At 64.4% G+C, this 15,528-nt stretch carries 13 protein-coding genes and 1 pseudogene; 8 read left to right on the top strand and 6 right to left on the bottom strand.

From position 1 onward, the window contains the following. Positions 1 to 32: 32 nt before the first annotated feature. Positions 33 to 2,078, top strand: a complete 2,046-nt coding sequence (locus tag H8B03_RS14320) for an acetyl/propionyl/methylcrotonyl-CoA carboxylase subunit alpha (RefSeq protein ID WP_193142556.1) — start codon at positions 33 to 35, stop codon at positions 2,076 to 2,078. A gap of 76 nt (positions 2,079 to 2,154) precedes the next feature. Here the strand turns inward: H8B03_RS14320 and H8B03_RS14315 are convergent, their stop codons facing one another. Beyond that, positions 2,155 to 2,601, bottom strand: coding sequence for a DUF4174 domain-containing protein (locus H8B03_RS14315; protein WP_193142555.1), 447 nt, complete (start codon positions 2,599 to 2,601; stop codon positions 2,155 to 2,157). A gap of 153 nt (positions 2,602 to 2,754) precedes the next feature. Here H8B03_RS14315 and scpA point away from each other — a divergent pair, with 153 nt between their 5' ends. Both scpA and H8B03_RS14305 read left to right on the top strand, forming a co-directional pair. Continuing rightward, positions 2,755 to 4,893 (top strand): methylmalonyl-CoA mutase, encoded by a 2,139-nt coding sequence (gene scpA / locus H8B03_RS14310; RefSeq protein WP_193142554.1) that lies wholly within the window; start codon positions 2,755 to 2,757, stop codon positions 4,891 to 4,893. A gap of 69 nt (positions 4,894 to 4,962) precedes the next feature. Next, positions 4,963 to 5,472 (top strand): GNAT family N-acetyltransferase, encoded by a 510-nt coding sequence (locus H8B03_RS14305; RefSeq protein WP_193142553.1) that lies wholly within the window; start codon positions 4,963 to 4,965, stop codon positions 5,470 to 5,472. Here the strand turns inward: H8B03_RS14305 and H8B03_RS14300 are convergent. Further along, positions 5,457 to 5,912 (bottom strand): GFA family protein, encoded by a 456-nt coding sequence (locus H8B03_RS14300; RefSeq protein ID WP_193142552.1) that lies wholly within the window; start codon positions 5,910 to 5,912, stop codon positions 5,457 to 5,459. The genes H8B03_RS14305 and H8B03_RS14300 overlap by 16 nt on opposite strands. Before the next feature lie 117 nt (positions 5,913 to 6,029). Between H8B03_RS14300 and H8B03_RS14295 the strand changes: the two genes are divergently transcribed. Continuing rightward, complete coding sequence (locus tag H8B03_RS14295) at positions 6,030 to 6,710, top strand: molecular chaperone DjiA (protein ID WP_193142551.1); 681 nt, start codon at positions 6,030 to 6,032, stop codon at positions 6,708 to 6,710. A 149-nt stretch (positions 6,711 to 6,859) separates the two neighbouring features. Continuing rightward, positions 6,860 to 7,174, top strand: a complete 315-nt coding sequence (locus H8B03_RS14290) for a hypothetical protein (protein ID WP_193142550.1) — start codon at positions 6,860 to 6,862, stop codon at positions 7,172 to 7,174. On the opposite strand, the gene H8B03_RS14285 is transcribed toward H8B03_RS14290, so the two are convergent. Genes H8B03_RS14285 through H8B03_RS14270 form a run of 4 tightly spaced genes read right to left on the bottom strand, consistent with a single transcriptional unit; the run spans position 7,171 to position 12,803 of the window. Continuing rightward, entirely contained in the window at positions 7,171 to 8,721 is a 1,551-nt protein-coding gene (locus H8B03_RS14285; protein ID WP_193142549.1) for a Ppx/GppA family phosphatase, read from the bottom strand. The genes H8B03_RS14290 and H8B03_RS14285 overlap by 4 nt on opposite strands. Before the next feature lie 57 nt (positions 8,722 to 8,778). After that, positions 8,779 to 10,968 carry an RNA degradosome polyphosphate kinase gene (locus H8B03_RS14280; protein WP_193142548.1) on the bottom strand — a complete coding sequence of 730 codons (2,190 nt, stop codon included), beginning with the start codon at positions 10,966 to 10,968 and terminating at the stop codon, positions 8,779 to 8,781. Positions 10,969 to 10,989: 21 nt separating this feature from the next. Beyond that, positions 10,990 to 11,703, bottom strand: coding sequence for a DnaA ATPase domain-containing protein (locus tag H8B03_RS14275; RefSeq protein ID WP_193142547.1), 714 nt, complete (start codon positions 11,701 to 11,703; stop codon positions 10,990 to 10,992). Next, positions 11,700 to 12,803 carry an AI-2E family transporter gene (locus H8B03_RS14270; protein ID WP_193142546.1) on the bottom strand — a complete coding sequence of 368 codons (1,104 nt, stop codon included), beginning with the start codon at positions 12,801 to 12,803 and terminating at the stop codon, positions 11,700 to 11,702. The genes H8B03_RS14275 and H8B03_RS14270 overlap by 4 nt, the downstream gene beginning before the upstream one ends. Positions 12,804 to 12,968: 165 nt before the next feature. On the opposite strand from H8B03_RS14270, the gene proS reads away from it, so the two are divergent. From proS to H8B03_RS19005, 3 genes and pseudogenes are all read left to right on the top strand, one after another. After that, complete coding sequence (gene proS / locus H8B03_RS14265; protein ID WP_193142545.1) at positions 12,969 to 14,306, top strand: proline--tRNA ligase; 1,338 nt, start codon at positions 12,969 to 12,971, stop codon at positions 14,304 to 14,306. 155 nt (positions 14,307 to 14,461) lie between these two features. After that, complete coding sequence (aqpZ, locus tag H8B03_RS14260; RefSeq protein ID WP_193142544.1) at positions 14,462 to 15,151, top strand: aquaporin Z; 690 nt, start codon at positions 14,462 to 14,464, stop codon at positions 15,149 to 15,151. Positions 15,152 to 15,211: 60 nt separating this feature from the next. Then, a pseudogene (locus H8B03_RS19005) lies at positions 15,212 to 15,425 on the top strand (ammonia channel protein); the annotation flags it as partial. Positions 15,426 to 15,528 lie beyond the last annotated feature (103 nt).

Raw genomic sequence — 15,528 nt, 5'->3', positions numbered from 1 at the left:
CACCGGGCAGGACTGAAGAGGAAGAAGGCAACATGTTCAACAAAATCCTGATCGCCAACCGCGGGGAAATCGCCTGCCGTGTCATCAAGACGGCGCGGAAGATGGGGATCCAGACGGTTGCCATCTATTCCGATGCCGACCGCAAGGCGCTGCATGTGCAAATGGCCGACGAGGCCATCCACATCGGCCCGCCGCCGGCCAACCAGTCCTACATCGTCATCGACAAGGTGATGGAAGCGGTCAAGGAAAGCGGCGCACAAGCGGTGCATCCGGGTTACGGTTTCCTGTCTGAAAACAGCAAGTTCGCCGAGGCTCTTAAAGCAGCGGGGGTGGAATTCGTCGGACCGCCGGTGCCGGCGATCGAGGCCATGGGCGACAAGATCACCTCGAAAAAGATCGCCCAGGAAGCGGGCGTGTCCACCGTGCCCGGTTACATGGGGCTGATCGCGGATGCCGAAGAGGCCGTCAAGATTTCGAACCAGGTCGGTTACCCGGTGATGATCAAGGCCTCGGCCGGCGGCGGCGGCAAGGGGATGCGCATCGCGTGGAACGATGCCGAGGCGCGCGAGGGTTTCCAGTCATCGAAGAACGAGGCCGCCAGCAGCTTCGGCGATGACCGCATCTTCATCGAGAAATTCGTCACCCAGCCGCGTCACATCGAGATTCAGGTGCTCTGCGATACCCATGGCAACGGCGTCTACCTGGGGGAGCGGGAATGCTCGATCCAGCGCCGCAACCAGAAGGTTGTGGAAGAAGCGCCGTCGCCTTTCCTGGATGAGGCCACTCGCAAGGCGATGGGTGAACAGGCCGTGGCGCTGGCCAAGGCCGTGGGCTACGCCAGTGCCGGCACCGTGGAATTCATCGTCGATGGCGAGAAGAACTTCTACTTCCTTGAGATGAACACCCGCCTGCAGGTGGAGCACCCGGTGACCGAACTGATCACCGGCGTCGATCTGGTCGAGCAGATGATCCGCGTTGCCGCCGGTGAACCGCTGAGCTTCACCCAGGACGATGTGAAACTGACCGGCTGGGCCATCGAGAACCGGCTTTATGCTGAAGATCCCTATCGCGGCTTCCTGCCGTCGATCGGACGCCTGACCGCCTATCGCCCGCCCGCCGAAGTGGCCGCCGGTCCGCTGCTGGTCAACGGCAAATGGCAGGGCGAAGCCCCGGAAGGGCCGACCGCGGTGCGCAACGATACCGGCGTCTATGAGGGCGGCGAGATCTCGATGTACTACGACCCGATGATCGCCAAGCTGTGCACCTGGGCGCCCAGCCGGTCGGAAGCCATCGAGGCGATGCGCGTGGCGCTGGACAGCTTCGAGGTCGAGGGCATCGGCCACAACCTGCCGTTCCTGTCGGCGGTGATGGATCATCCCAAGTTCATCTCGGGCGACATGACCACGGCCTTCATCGCCGAGGAATATCCCGACGGCTTCGAAGGCGTGACCCTGCCGGTCACCGATTTGAAACGCATCGCCGCCGCCGCTGCTGCCATGTACCGGATCGCCGAAATCCGCCGCACCCGCGTATCGGGCCGCATGGACAACCACGAACGCAAGGTCGGCACCGACTGGGTTGTGACGCTTCAGGGCGAAGAATTCCCGGTGGTGATCGCGGCGGATGCCGACGGCTCGACCGTCCGCTTCGACGATGGCGGCAGCCTGCGGGTGGCGTCGGACTGGACGCCCGGCGACAGCCTTGCCAAACTGGATGTGGACGGCAAACCGCTGGTTCTGAAGGTCGGCAAGGTGACCGGCGGCTTCCGCCTGCGCACCCGGGGTGCCGACCTGAAGGTACAGGTGCGCACGCCGCGTGCCGCCGAACTGGCGCGGCTGATGCCGGAAAAACTGGCGCCCGACACATCCAAGATGCTGCTCTGCCCGATGCCGGGCCTGATCGTGAAGGTCGACGTCGAAGTCGGCGACGAAGTTCAGGAAGGCCAGGCGCTGTGCACGGTGGAAGCCATGAAGATGGAGAACATCCTGCGCGCCGAGAGAACCGGCAAGGTCTCGAAGGTCAATGCCAGCGCCGGTGACAGCCTGGCGGTGGACGATGTGATCATGGAATTCGAATGACCGACAGTCCAGCCATATCCCGGCTGGCGGTTCCGGGCCGACAGGCCCGGATCACGACACCTGCGCGGCGGCGGGATTACCCGGCGCCGCCTGCCGCGTCGCGGATCTCCTGCTTGCGCAGGGGCATCTTGTCGATGGCGCGGGTCAGTTCGCGCACATCCCACGGCGCGGGCTTGCGCAGCGCCACCTTGCCGTCCTTGCCCAACAGCGTCAGCTGGAAACCGCGCGGGCGCAATTGCGTCCGCAGCGCAGATTTTGCCGCCGGATCGGTGTCGGCAATCACCACCACGTCCCGGACGAACAGTTCGTCCTTGCGGGCGTTCAGCAGTTCTATCTGCTTGATGAAGCGCGGATCGTTGGGCGTGTCGGCAAAGACCACCACGGGCCTCGCCACCCACAGAAACTGGTCCAGCTCCGTGGCCTCGGTCAGCAGCGGTCTGTCCATGTCCTGGGCCGACACCGGAAAGACGGCGGCCATCGAAAGCGTCAGAACGGCGAATGCGAGTGATCTTAAAGGTCTCATGCGGCCTCCCGTTCCTGAAAATATAGGTTGGGGAGGCCGCGAAGCACAGGCGATTTCACCGCTTCGTGCTTTGCCTTCCCCTACGTTCTTCTCACGTCCTGCCGGACCTGCGCCTGACGGGCGGCCGGACCCCTATCTAGAAAGGGCCTGCGCATGAGCGACAAGCTGGACACCTGGAAATCCCTGGCCGAAAAAGAATTGCGCGGCCGGTCCCTGGACGACCTGACCTGGACCACTTTGGAGGGAATCGACGTCAAGCCGCTGTATACCGAGGCCGATACCGCCGCCCTGCCGCAGATGGGCGAGCTGCCGGGATTCGGACCGTTTACGCGCGGCGTAAAGGCCACCATGTACGCGGGCCGTCCCTGGACCATCCGCCAATACGCGGGCTTTTCGACTGCCGAGGAATCCAACGCCTTCTACCGCAAGAACCTGGCCGCCGGGCAGCAGGGGGTTTCGGTCGCCTTCGATCTGGCCACCCACCGGGGCTATGACAGCGACCACGAACGCGTGGTTGGCGATGTCGGCAAGGCGGGCGTCGCCATCGACAGCGTCGAGGACATGAAGATCCTGTTCGACGGCATCCCGCTGGACAAGGTCTCGGTTTCGATGACCATGAATGGCGCGGTGATCCCGATCCTGGCGAATTTCATCGTCGCGGGGGAAGAGCAGGGCCATGACCGCAGCCTGCTGTCGGGGACCATTCAGAACGACATTCTGAAAGAGTTCATGGTGCGCAACACCTATATCTATCCGCCCGAGCCGTCGATGCGGATCATCTCGGACATCATCGAATTCACCAGCAACGAGATGCCCAAGTTCAACTCGATCTCGATCTCCGGCTATCACATGCAGGAAGCGGGCGCGAACCTGGTGCAAGAGCTGGCCTATACGCTGGCCGACGGGCGCGAATACGTGCGCGCCGCCATCGAAGCCGGGATGGACGTGGACAAGTTCGCCGGACGGCTGAGCTTCTTCTTCGCCATCGGCATGAACTTCTTCATGGAAGCGGCCAAGCTGCGTGCCGCGCGGATGCTGTGGCATCGCATCATGACCGAGTTCGGGGCCAAGTCGGACCGTTCAAAGATGCTGCGGACCCATTGCCAGACTTCGGGGGTGTCGCTGCAGGAGCAGGATCCCTACAACAACGTCATCCGCACCGCCTATGAGGCGATGTCGGCGGTTCTGGGCGGCACCCAGTCGCTGCACACCAACGCGCTGGACGAAGCCATTGCCCTGCCGACCGAATTTTCGGCCCGGATCGCGCGCAACACCCAGATCATTCTTCAGGAAGAAACCGGGGTGACCAAGGTCGTCGATCCGCTGGCGGGGTCGTATTATGTCGAAACCCTGACCGCGCAACTTGCCGAGGAAGCCTGGAAGCTGATCGAGGAAGTCGAGGACATGGGCGGCATGACCAAGGCCGTCGCGTCCGGCATGCCGAAGCTGCGGATCGAAGAATCCGCCGCCCGCCGTCAGGCCATGATCGACCGGGGCGAAGAGGTGATCGTCGGGGTCAACAAGCACCGTCTGGCCAAGGAAGACCCAATCGACATTCTGGACGTGGACAACGTCAAGGTACGGGAATCACAGATCGCCCGTCTGGAAAAGATCCGCGCCACCCGTGACGAGGCCGCTTGCGCGGCTGCCCTTGGCGAACTGACCCGTCGCGCCAAAGAGGGCGGCAATCTGCTGGAGGCCGCCGTCGAAGCGGCACGCGCCCGTGCATCCGTTGGAGAAATCAGCATGGCAATGGAAAAGGAATTCGGCCGCCATCGTGCCGAGGTCAAGACGCTGGCCGGGGTTTATGGCGCCGCCTATGAAGGCGACGACGATTTCGCCGCCATCCAGTCCAGCATCGAGGACTTCGCCGAGGCCGAGGGCCGCCGCCCGCGTATGCTGGTGGTGAAGATGGGGCAGGACGGGCATGACCGGGGCGCCAAAGTCATCGCCACCGCCTTTGCCGACATCGGCTTTGACGTGGACGTGGGGCCGCTGTTCCAGACGCCCGCCGAGGCCGCGCAGGATGCCATCGACAACGATGTGCATGTGGTGGGGATTTCCTCGCAGGCCGCCGGTCACAAGACGCTGGCGCCGCAGCTGATCGAAGAGCTCAAAGCCCAGGGCGCCGGGGACATCATCGTGATCTGTGGCGGGGTGATCCCGCAGCAGGACTATGATTTCCTGACCAAGGCCGGGGTGAAGGCGATCTTCGGGCCGGGCACCAATATTCCCGAGGCCGCCAAGGACATCCTGACCCTGATCCGCAAGGCGCGGTCGCAGGCGGCCTGAGGGCTTTTCCAGTCGTCACAACATGATTTTCGGGACGCCGCCCGCGCGGCGTCCTGCTATGTCGGGGGCATGAAGATTCTGTCCGCCACCCCCGACCATCACGCGGCCATTGCCGCGATCCGCACCGATGTGGTGCGCCAGACCACCGCCATCTTTCACACCAACGAATGGACCGTCCCCGAGGTCGCCGATCTGATCGCAGCCCGGCGCGCGGCGGGGCGCGATCTGTGGGTTGCGTTGGATGCGCGTAGCACGGTGCTGGGCTTTGCCACCTACGACCGGTTTCGCGGCGGCGACGGCTATGATCGCACCATGGAGCATTCGATCTTCCTGACACCACAGGCGCGCGGGCAGGGGGCTGGTCGTGCCCTGATGCAGGTGTTGGAGGCGCAGGCCGCCACTGTCGGCGTGCATGTCATGGTTGCGGCCATCGACGCGGACAACCAGGCGGCGCAGCAATTTCACGCGGCCCTTGGCTATGCCGAAACCGGGCGGATGCCGCAGGTTGGGCGCAAGTTCGGCCGTTGGCTGGATCTGGTGCTGATGCAGAAGATCCTGGGTGATCAGCCTGCGGATTGAGCCTCGAACCGTCCCATTGCATCGAAAAACTCCGCCGCGCCGGGCATTCCGGCAAAACTGACTGTGGCGCCGGTTTGCACCCATGGCAGGGCTTCGGCGGTGCAGGTGGCCATGAACGGCGGTAGATCCGCCAGCCCGTCGAACAGGACGCTGCGCAGGTTCACGAAATCCTCCAGTCCGGTGATGCGGGTGAAGATCCAGCTCAGGCAATGGGGGCAGAAGTGGTGCCGCTGGTCGGCGTCATGCAGCCCGCCGATCACCGGGTCCGCGCCCTCCACCTGAAAGGCCGCGGCCGGCACCAGCGCGCTGAGCGAAAAGGCGCTGGCGGTCATCTGCTGGCATCCCCGGCAATGGCAGGCCGAGGTCATGACGGGATTGGCCGAAAGGGTCATGCGGACCTGTCCGCAGCGGCAGCTTCCGGTGTGAAGGGGTGTGGTCATGGAAACTCCAGAACAAGGCAAGGTGGCGACGATGCGGTCAGCCTAGCATGCCGGGAAATGCGTACCAGCGGCCAAGTTGCCTCTTTTCGCGCCTGCACAATCGGGTAGCCTGCGCCTATGTCGATCTGGTCCCGAATTGCCGATGCCCTGTCTGCCCTCACCCAGGGGCAGCCGCTGGCCGATGTGTTCGACCGGCTGCGCACGCCGCCGGAACGCTCGGTGGCATTCACCATCGCCGTGATTGCCCTTGGCGCCAAGATGGCAAAGGCCGACGGGCAAGTGACCCGCGATGAGGTCGCCGCCTTTCGTCAGGTCTTCCACATCCCGCAGTCGGAAGAGGCCAATGCCGCGCGGGTGTTCAATCTGGCCCGGCAGGACGTCGCCGGGTTCGAGGTTTATGCCCACCGCATCCGCCGCATGTTCGGCGAAGGCCACCGGGCGCTCTATGACCTGATGGAGGGGCTGTACTATGTCGCGGTCGCCGACGGTGAATACCATCCTTCCGAACATGATTTTCTCAGCCAGGTGGCCGAGATCTTCGGTCTGGACGCGGCAGAAGTCGCGCGCATCCGCAGGCGCTTTGTGTCTGACATGGCGCCGGATCCCTATGACGTGCTGGGTGTGTTGCCCGACACGCCCTTGCCCGAGGTGCGCGCCGCCTGGCGGCAATTGGTGCGCGAGACCCATCCCGACCGGATGATGTCACGGGGTCTTCCGGAAGAGGCGATCAAGCTGGCCGAAAAGCGGCTGATCGCCGTGAATCAGGCTTGGGAAGAAATCTCGAACACGCGCGCCTGATAGGGAAAATCATCCCGAAAATCATCGTCACGCCGCTTCACCTTGAGGGTAGCGGACCTTGTCGTGGATGCCGGGGATCCCGATATTGGGGGTATGAGGCGCGTTTCGGCGCCTGCCGGGATGCGTCTTCCAACCCAATGGAGGACACCATGTTCAAACGCTTGATAACCGCAGCCCTGATCTTTGGCGCCGCCGCCACGGCCCCGCCTGTTCATGCACAATCGCCGACGGCCTGTGCGCCGCGCGAGGTGATCGCCAGAACCCTGGAAAAGACCTATGGCGAACATCTGTCCGCCGCGGGCCTGCAATCCGAAACCCAGCTGCTCGAGGTCTGGAACGACCCGGTCAGCGGCAGTTGGACCATTGTCGTGACCGAAGCCAACGGGCGCGCCTACATCGTGGCCTCGGGCCAGCATTGGCACGCCATCATGCGCGCGATGGTCCCGCCGGGAGAGCCCAGTTAACTGGTCACAGCCCGGCTGAGCGCCACCACCTCGGTCTCGGCGTCCAGGGCCCGCGCCAACGAGGCAAACCGGGCCTGGGCAACCTCTCCGTACAGGGTCATCGCCTGTGGCCCGATGGTCAGCGCCAGTTTCCGTTCCTTGGGCTGCCAGCGCATGGTGCCCATCTGCTCGGCCCGCTGGGCGGTGAACATGGCGCCAAAGCGCATGGCGCGGCCCAGAACCTCGGCGCGGGTGACATCTGCGGGATCGATCAGATCCACCAGCGCATCGAACCGCCCGTTGGCGCGGCTGTTCTTGTAGCGGTGCAGCAGGGCAAGCCCCAGGAAGATCCGCTCGGCATGGCTGAGCCCGCCGAAATTGGCGCGGGTGGCATAGTCGAAACAGACATCCGCGCGATAGTCGGGATGGGTGCGCCAGCTGACGTCATGCAGCAGGCAGGCGGCCTTGACCAAGCGGCGCAGGGCCAGCGGCTCCTTGTCATAGATTGGCCGGATGAACCGGTACAGCGCCTTGCCGAACCCCGGCACGCGGGCATCCTTGGCTTCGGCGAAACGCGCCGCTTCGATCAGCGGATCGCGGTCGCGCAGAACCTGCGGCATCTGCTCATACAGCAGCCCCTCGCGCAGGCCGTAAGAGGACACGAAGATATCCTTGGGATCGAAGACACGCAACACGCCCGACAACACATCCGCCGCATCCGGCACCAGCGCCATCCGCCCCGACGAGATGCCGGCCAGGCTGCGCAACTCTTCGGTATCGGTGTCCTTGATCCAATCCAGAGTTGCCTTAAGATCGTCCGGCAACATCTTGTATTCATGCAGAACCTTCAGGGGATAGTCACGCCGCGCCATGTCCAGCTTGGCGATGGCCCGCCACGATCCGCCGACAAGGAACAGCCGGTCATCCGAGGCATCAAGCGCCTCTTTCAGCCTGTTCAACTCGCTGTCGATATGGGCGCGCAGGGCCTTCTTGCCGCCCTTCACGTCGCGCAATTTCAGAGGCCCGAGAGCCGAGGTTTCGCGGTTGCCCACCTTGCCACGCGACACCTGCGCCATCTCCATGGACGACCCCCCGATGTCGCAGACCAGGCCTTCGGCGCGGGGCCAGCCCAGCAGCACGCCTTGTGCCGCCAGCCGCGCCTCTTCCTGCCCGTCGATGACATAGAGCTTCAGGCCGGTCTTGCGCTCGATCTCTTCGCGGAATTCGGGGCCGTCCGCGGCCTCGCGCATGGCGGCGGTGGCCACGGCGTTCAGCGGCTCCAGCCCCAGACCGTCAGCCAGCGACTGGAACCGTTGCAGCGCGTCCAGCGCGCGGCTTTTGCCTTCGGGATTCAGAAGGCCGGTCTCGGCCAGCCCCTTGCCCAGCCCGCACATGACCTTTTCGTTGTAAAAGTAGGCGGGTGAGCGGGCCGCGCCGTCAAAGACCACAAGACGGATGGAGTTGGATCCCACGTCCACAACGCCCACGCGGGACAGCTTGCGGGCCCGGGGATCCTGAAACAACGGGTGTCCGAACGGACCCCAGTCCGTCAGCAGATCCTGCACCATCGAACGCCCTTTCCCACAACCCGGCGGAGGCGACCTTGCCCGCCAAGATGTTCCGCGTCAACTTTCGTGAGTCAGCAGGGGCCGCGTGGTCAGGCGTGGCACATCGTCCGCCCCGGCAGACCCGCGCCCGGACAGCGATGGGTTTTCCATGAAGAACCGGTGGCAGTTGAACAGCTTTTCCGGCTGGTCATCCAGAACGCGGGTGAAGCTGCCATCGGGATTCAGCACCCAGCTTTGGGACTGGTCGTGCAGATTGGCGATCATGATCTGATCGACGATCTGCTTCTTCACCGTCTTGTTGTGACACTCCACCAGCGTTTCGACCCGGCGATTCAGGTTGCGACCCATCCAGTCGGCGGACGAGATGAACACCCGCGATTGTTCCGATGGCAAGCCGCCGCCATTGCCGAAACAGGCAATGCGCGAATGTTCCAGAAACCGTCCGACGATGGATTTCACCCGGATGGTCTCTGACAATCCCTTCACGCCGGGGCGCAGCCCGCAGATGCCGCGGATCACGCACAGGATCTTCACCCCGGCCTGGCTGGCCCGGTACAGCGCGTCGATGACCTGCGGTTCGATCAGCGAGTTCATCTTCACCCAGACCTCGGCCGGGCGTCCGGCGCGGGCGTGGTCGGCCTCGGCCTCCAGCATCTGGATGATGTCGGCTTTCATGTCCTTGGGGCTGAGCGACAGGTTTTCCAGCCCGACGGGCGGGGCATAGCCCGACAGGTAATTGAAGACCTTTGTGGCGTCGCGTCCCAGCCCTTCGTCGCAAGTGAAGAAGCTCAGGTCGGTATAGATCCGCGCCGTGATCGGGTGATAGTTGCCGGTGCCCCAGTGCGAATAGGTGACCAGCTTGTCGCCCTCGCGCCGCACCACCGAGCTGATCTTGGCATGCGTCTTGTAGTTGACGAACCCATAGACCACATGGGCGCCGGCACGTTCCAGCCGGCGCGACTGGCGGATGTTGGCGGCTTCGTCGAACCGGGCCTTCAGTTCAACCAGCGCGGTGACCGATTTGCCGTCTTCGGCGGCTTCGCACAGCGCCTCGACAATCGGGCTGTTGTGCGAGGTGCGGTACAACGTCTGCTTGATCGCCAGAACGTTGGGATCCTGTGCCGCCTGCTTGAGGAAGCGCACCACCATGTCGAAGGTTTCATAGGGGTGGTGCAGCAGCATGTCCTTCTGCTTGATCGCCGCGAACATGTCGCCGTCGTGATCCTGCACCCGTTCCGGCACCCGCGGGGTGTAGGAGGGCCACAGCAGATCGGGGCGCGCGTCGGTGACCAGTTCCTTGACATCGACGATGCCGATCATGCCGCGGGTTTCGATCACTTCGTCGCCGCTGACGTGCAGCTGTTCGGTGATGACGCGGGTCAACTCACCCGGTGCGTTGGTCGAGATCTTCAGCCGGATCACCTCGCCCCGGCGGCGGCGTTTCAAGGCGGTCTCGAACTCGCGGACCAGATCCTCGGCCTCTTCCTCGACCTCCAGATCGCTGTCGCGCAGCACCCGGAACGAACATTCGCCCTTCAGGTCATAGCCGGGAAACAGGCTGTCCAGATGCAGCAGCAAAAGCTCTTCCAGCGGCAGATAGCGCAGCTGGCCGGGCTTGGCAGGCAGGGGCACGAACCGGTCGATCTGCTGCGGGATCGGCAGCAGGGCGCGCAGCGGTTTCTTGTCGGACCGTCGTTCCAGCATCAGCGCCAGCGAAAACCCGGTGTTGGGGATGAAGGGGAAGGGATGCGCCGGGTCCACTGCCAGCGGCGACAGCACCGGGAACACCTGGCTGAGGAACACCTGTTCCAGGTGGCGCTTGTCGGCGGCGGTCAGCTTGCGGCGGGTCAGCAGGAAGATGCCTTCGGCTTCCATTTCCTTGCGCAAAAGGGCGAACACCCGCTGTTGCGATTGCATCAGGGCGCGGGCGTTCTTGTCGATCAGCGCCAGTTGCTCGGTCGGCAACAGGCCGTCGGCCGCGGGCGTGGTGTGGCCTTCGCGGGCCAGTTCGCGCAGGCCCGCCACGCGCACGGTATAGAATTCGTCCAGGTTGTTGGCCGAGATCGACACGAAGCGCACTCGTTCCAGCAGCGGCACGGCGGGGTTTTCCGCCTCTTCCAGCACGCGCCAGTTGAAAGCCAGCCACGACAACTCGCGATTGAAGAACCGCGCGGGTCCGGTCAGGTCAGTGTCATGCAACTCGACAGGTTCCGGGAGGGGCGTGTTCAGGAAATCGGCGGCGGTCATCTGGGGCAGGGCATCCTTGGGTCAGGGGGCGTCGGTGTCCTCCGCATCCGGGCCGGTGACTGCGAGGAACGCATCAGGATCCTCAAGCACTTGCGCGGCCATCACGCGGGAAATCCGTTTTTGACGGCTCAGGGACGCGCGGTCAAGGGCTTCGACCACCCGTTCGGCGTTGCTGAGCGAGCGATCGAGCCGCCGGGTCAGGAAGGTGATGGTCTCGGGCGTGACCGGCACCTGCCGATCATCAAAGAGCTTGACCAGCGCCATTTGCAACAACGTGTCGTCGGGCGCGTCGATGCGGGTGACAGCCAGGGTCAGCATCCGGCTGAGCAGATCGGGCAGCGCCAGGCCCCAGGTGCCGGGGGTGTCGGGCGCGGTCAGCAGCAGCGGCGCGCGGGCGGCGACCGCCCGGTTGAACAGGTGAAACAGCATCTCTTCGCGCGCCGGATGCCCGGCCACCAGATGGGCGTCGTCCACCACATAGGCCGGTGCCGGGGCGGGCAGCGTCTCCAGCCGTGCGCCCGACAGCATCGCGGCGCCGGTGTCGCGCGCCCAGATCGCCGCCAGATGGGTGCGCCCGGCACCCAGCGGCCCGCACAGCAGCATCCGCTGTTCGGGCCAGTCCCGCCAGTTGTCCACGGCGAACAGGCCCGCCGCGTTGGACGGCGCGGGCAGAAACTCGGCCCGGCCAAGGCGCGGGTCCGGCGACAGGTCGAGGGGCAACTGCGTGTCGGTCATTCGGCGGCGGGATCATCCCGGTCTGCGGGCGCCTTGGCCCCGTCCCGTGCTTCGACCCCAAGGTACAGTCGGCCACAGCGGTACTGCTCGACCGCGAAGCGCACCAGTACCCCGATCATGGCCGAGATCGGCACGGCCACCAGCATCCCGGTAAAGCCGAACAAGGTTCCGAAGATCGACAGCGCCAGCAGCAGCCAGACCGGATGCAGCCCGACCGAGCCGCCGACCAGTTTCGGGGTCAGGAAATTGCCCTCGACCACCTGCCCGAAGGCGAAAATTCCGGCCACCAGCAGGATCATCAACGGCTGATCCCAGAACTGGAACAAGGCCAGCCCGATGGACAACGCGCCGCCCACCAACGATCCCACGAAAGGAATGAACGAGATCAACCCGGCAAAGACGCCGACCAGCAGGCCGAAGTTCAGCCCCACCAACATCAGCGCCACCGCATAGAAGCTGCCCTGGATCAGGCAGACCAGGCCCTGACCTCGGATGAAGCCGGCCATGGTGCGATCCATTTCGCCAGCCAGACGACGCAGCGTGGGGGCGTGATCGCGGGGCAACAGAGCGTCGATCTGCGCCACCATCCGGTCCCAGTCCAGCAGCATGTAGACCGTGACCACCGGCACCACGAAGATCAGCACCACCACGTTGACGAAGCTCATGGCACCGCTCAGCACGCTGGTCAGGACTTCCACACCGCGTTCCCGGACGGTTTCGCCGATGCCGGGAAGCGTGCCGTGCAACTGGCTGATCTGCTCGCCAATCGACGGGAACCGGGTTTCTATGAAAGTTCGCGCCTGTGCCGTCAGTTCCGGGGCCAGTTGGATCAGGTCGATCAACTGCCGGATCATCGCCGGAATGATGATCAGCAGTCCTGCCGCAGCCACCAGCGCGAAACCGACCGAAATCACCGCCGTGGCGGCCGTGCGTGACAGGCCGCGTGCCTCCAGCCGGTCGGCCAGCGGATCCAGCAGATAGGCGATGGCACTGCCGATCAGGAAGGGCAGCAGAACGTTGCCCAACGCCCAGAGCACCGCGAAAAACACCACTGCGACAATGCCCCAGATCTTGGTCTGGGTCTGGACGGGTAGGGCCATGCTTCCTCCTGCGGTTCGCCCTTTCATCGCCCATGGCCCTGACGGGTGCAAGGATTCATGCCGCAGGCGCACAGGGGGTATGAGGGTGAGGGCGCGCTTGTCTGCCCTGCCGGGATGGCCTAAGCGGTCTTGAACGCCAAAACGCTAGTTGAAAAGGTGCCCGACATGCGCTTGTCCCGCTACTTCCTGCCGGTCCTCAAGGAAACCCCCGCCGAGGCGCAGATCGCCAGCCACCGCCTGATGTTGCGGGCCGGGATGATCAAGCAGGCCAGCGCCGGGATCTATTCCTGGCTGCCGCTGGGCTTCAGGGTGCTGAAACGGATCGAGCAGATCGTGAACGAGGAACAGATCCGCGCGGGTCACATCCCGATGCTGATGCCGACGTTGCAATCGGCGGACCTGTGGCGCGATTCCGGCCGCTATGACGACTATGGCGAAGAGATGCTGCGCATCACCGACCGCCATGGCCGCGACATGCTGTATGGTCCCACCAACGAAGAGTTGGTCACCGACATCTTCCGCAGCTACGTCAAAAGCTACAAGGATCTGCCGCTGACGCTCTATCACATCCAGTGGAAGTTCCGCGACGAGATCCGCCCACGCTTTGGCGTGATGCGGGGGCGCGAGTTCCTGATGAAGGATGGCTACAACTTCGACCTGACCAAGGAAGACGCGCTGCACGCCTACAACCGGCATCTGGTGGCCTATCTGCGCACCTACGAGCGTATGGGCCTTCAGGCAATCCCGATGCGCGCCGACGGCGGCCCCATCGGCGGCGACTATACCCATGAATTCCTTGTGCTGGCCGACACCGGTGAATCCGAGGTGTTCTATGACAGCCAGGTCACCGATCTGACCTTCGGCGACCGCGACATCGACTATGACAGCGTGGCCCAGTGCCAGGGCGTACTGGACGAGTTCACCTCGCGCTATGCCCGCACCGACGAAACCCATGACGCAGCCCTGTTCGACCAGGTCCCCGAAGAGCGCCGCCGCGTGGCGCGTGGCATCGAGGTCGGGCAGATATTCTATTTCGGCACCAAGTATTCCGATGCTCTGGGCGCGACCGTCATCAACGACAAGCAGGAACAGATCCCGGTGCACATGGGCAGCCACGGCATCGGCGTCAGCCGCCTGCTGGGCGCGATCATCGAGGCCAGCCATGACGACAAGGGCATCATCTGGCCCGAAGGCGTGACGCCCTTCCATTGCGGCATCGTCAACCTGCGTCAGGGCGATGCGGCGACCGACGGGGCCTGCGCGGACCTGTACGCCGCGCTGACCAAGGCCGGGCTGGAGCCGCTCTACGACGACCGCGACGAACGCGCCGGGGCGAAATTCGCCACCATGGACCTGATCGGCCTGCCGTGGCGGATCACCGTCGGGCCGCGCGGCCTGAAGAACGGCGTGGTCGAACTGACCTCGCGCAAGACCGGCGAAAGCGTCGAGATGTCGGCCGAGGATGCGGTGGCGCGGATCGTCGAGATCTATCGCGATATCTGAACGGCATGCGCCGGTTTGGCAGTCGAAAGGCATCGCGCATCATACGCGGTGCCTTTTTGCTGTTTTTTGCGCCCCCTACCGCCGGAATTCACTTGCGCCGCGCCGGACCTGTTGCAGACTGCGGTTAACCAACTTGACCAACTGCGGAGCGTTTCATGACAAACAGATTGATGGCGGAGTTCATTGGCACCTTCTGGCTGGTGTTCGGCGGCTGCGGCGCTGCCGTGCTGGCCGCCGGTGTGCCCGATGTGGGGATCGGCTGGCTGGGCGTCGCCTTTGCCTTCGGCCTGACCGTGCTGACCATGGCCTATGCGGTGGGCGGTATCTCGGGCGGGCATTTCAACCCTGCCGTCACCCTGGGACTGACCGTCGCTGGCCGGTTTGAATTCAGGGAACTGCCGCCTTACTGGATCGCCCAGACGCTGGGCTCGGTGGCGGCAGCAGCGGTGCTCTACCTGATCGTCTCGGGCCAGCCCGATTTCGCCGGGGTTGGCGGGTTTGCCTCAAACGGTTATGGCGAGGCCTCGCCCATGGGCTATTCGCTGACGTCCGCACTGGTCATCGAAGTGGTGCTGACCGCGGCCTTCCTGATCATCATCCTGGGGGCCACGTCGTCGAAGGTGCCAGCGGGCTTTGCGCCCATTGCCATCGGGCTGGGGCTGACCCTGATCCACCTGATCTCGATCCCGGTGACCAACACCTCGGTGAACCCGGCCCGGTCCACTGGTGTGGCCTTCTTCGCCGAAGGTCCGGCGCTGGAGCAGCTTTGGATGTTCTGGGTGGCGCCGCTGGTTGGCGGCGCACTTGGCGCGTTCATCTGGGGCGTGATGAGCGACGAAGACTGATCCCATCGGCGGTGGGGCTGGTCCTCACCGCCGCGTGTTCGCAAACTGATGCATTCCCGTGCATGGTGGGAGCGGATCACGTTCGGCAAGTCCATGCTGGTGGGGAAGCTAACGGGCACGATCGCGGGGCTTGCGGCCATCCCCCCCCGCCCGGGGCATCGTCGGCCCGGTCAAGGCACTGTTGATCGGTGCGGTGGCCGGGGTGCTGTGTCAGGACGCGGTCAACCCGATCCGCAACATCTGGAAGATCGACGACCTGCTGGGCCTGGACGCGCGCGGCGCGCGCGCCGACGACAAGCATTCTGCTTTCCTCATGACCTTGTGCTCCAATGGCGGGGCGGGTGTGCTGCCCCGGCTTGACCTCTGCTGCGCGCTCG

This window comes from Meridianimarinicoccus sp. MJW13 (genome assembly GCF_014901205.1).
GTDB lineage: Bacteria > Pseudomonadota > Alphaproteobacteria > Rhodobacterales > Rhodobacteraceae > Meridianimarinicoccus.
This window is presented reverse-complemented; position numbering and strand designations above follow the sequence as displayed.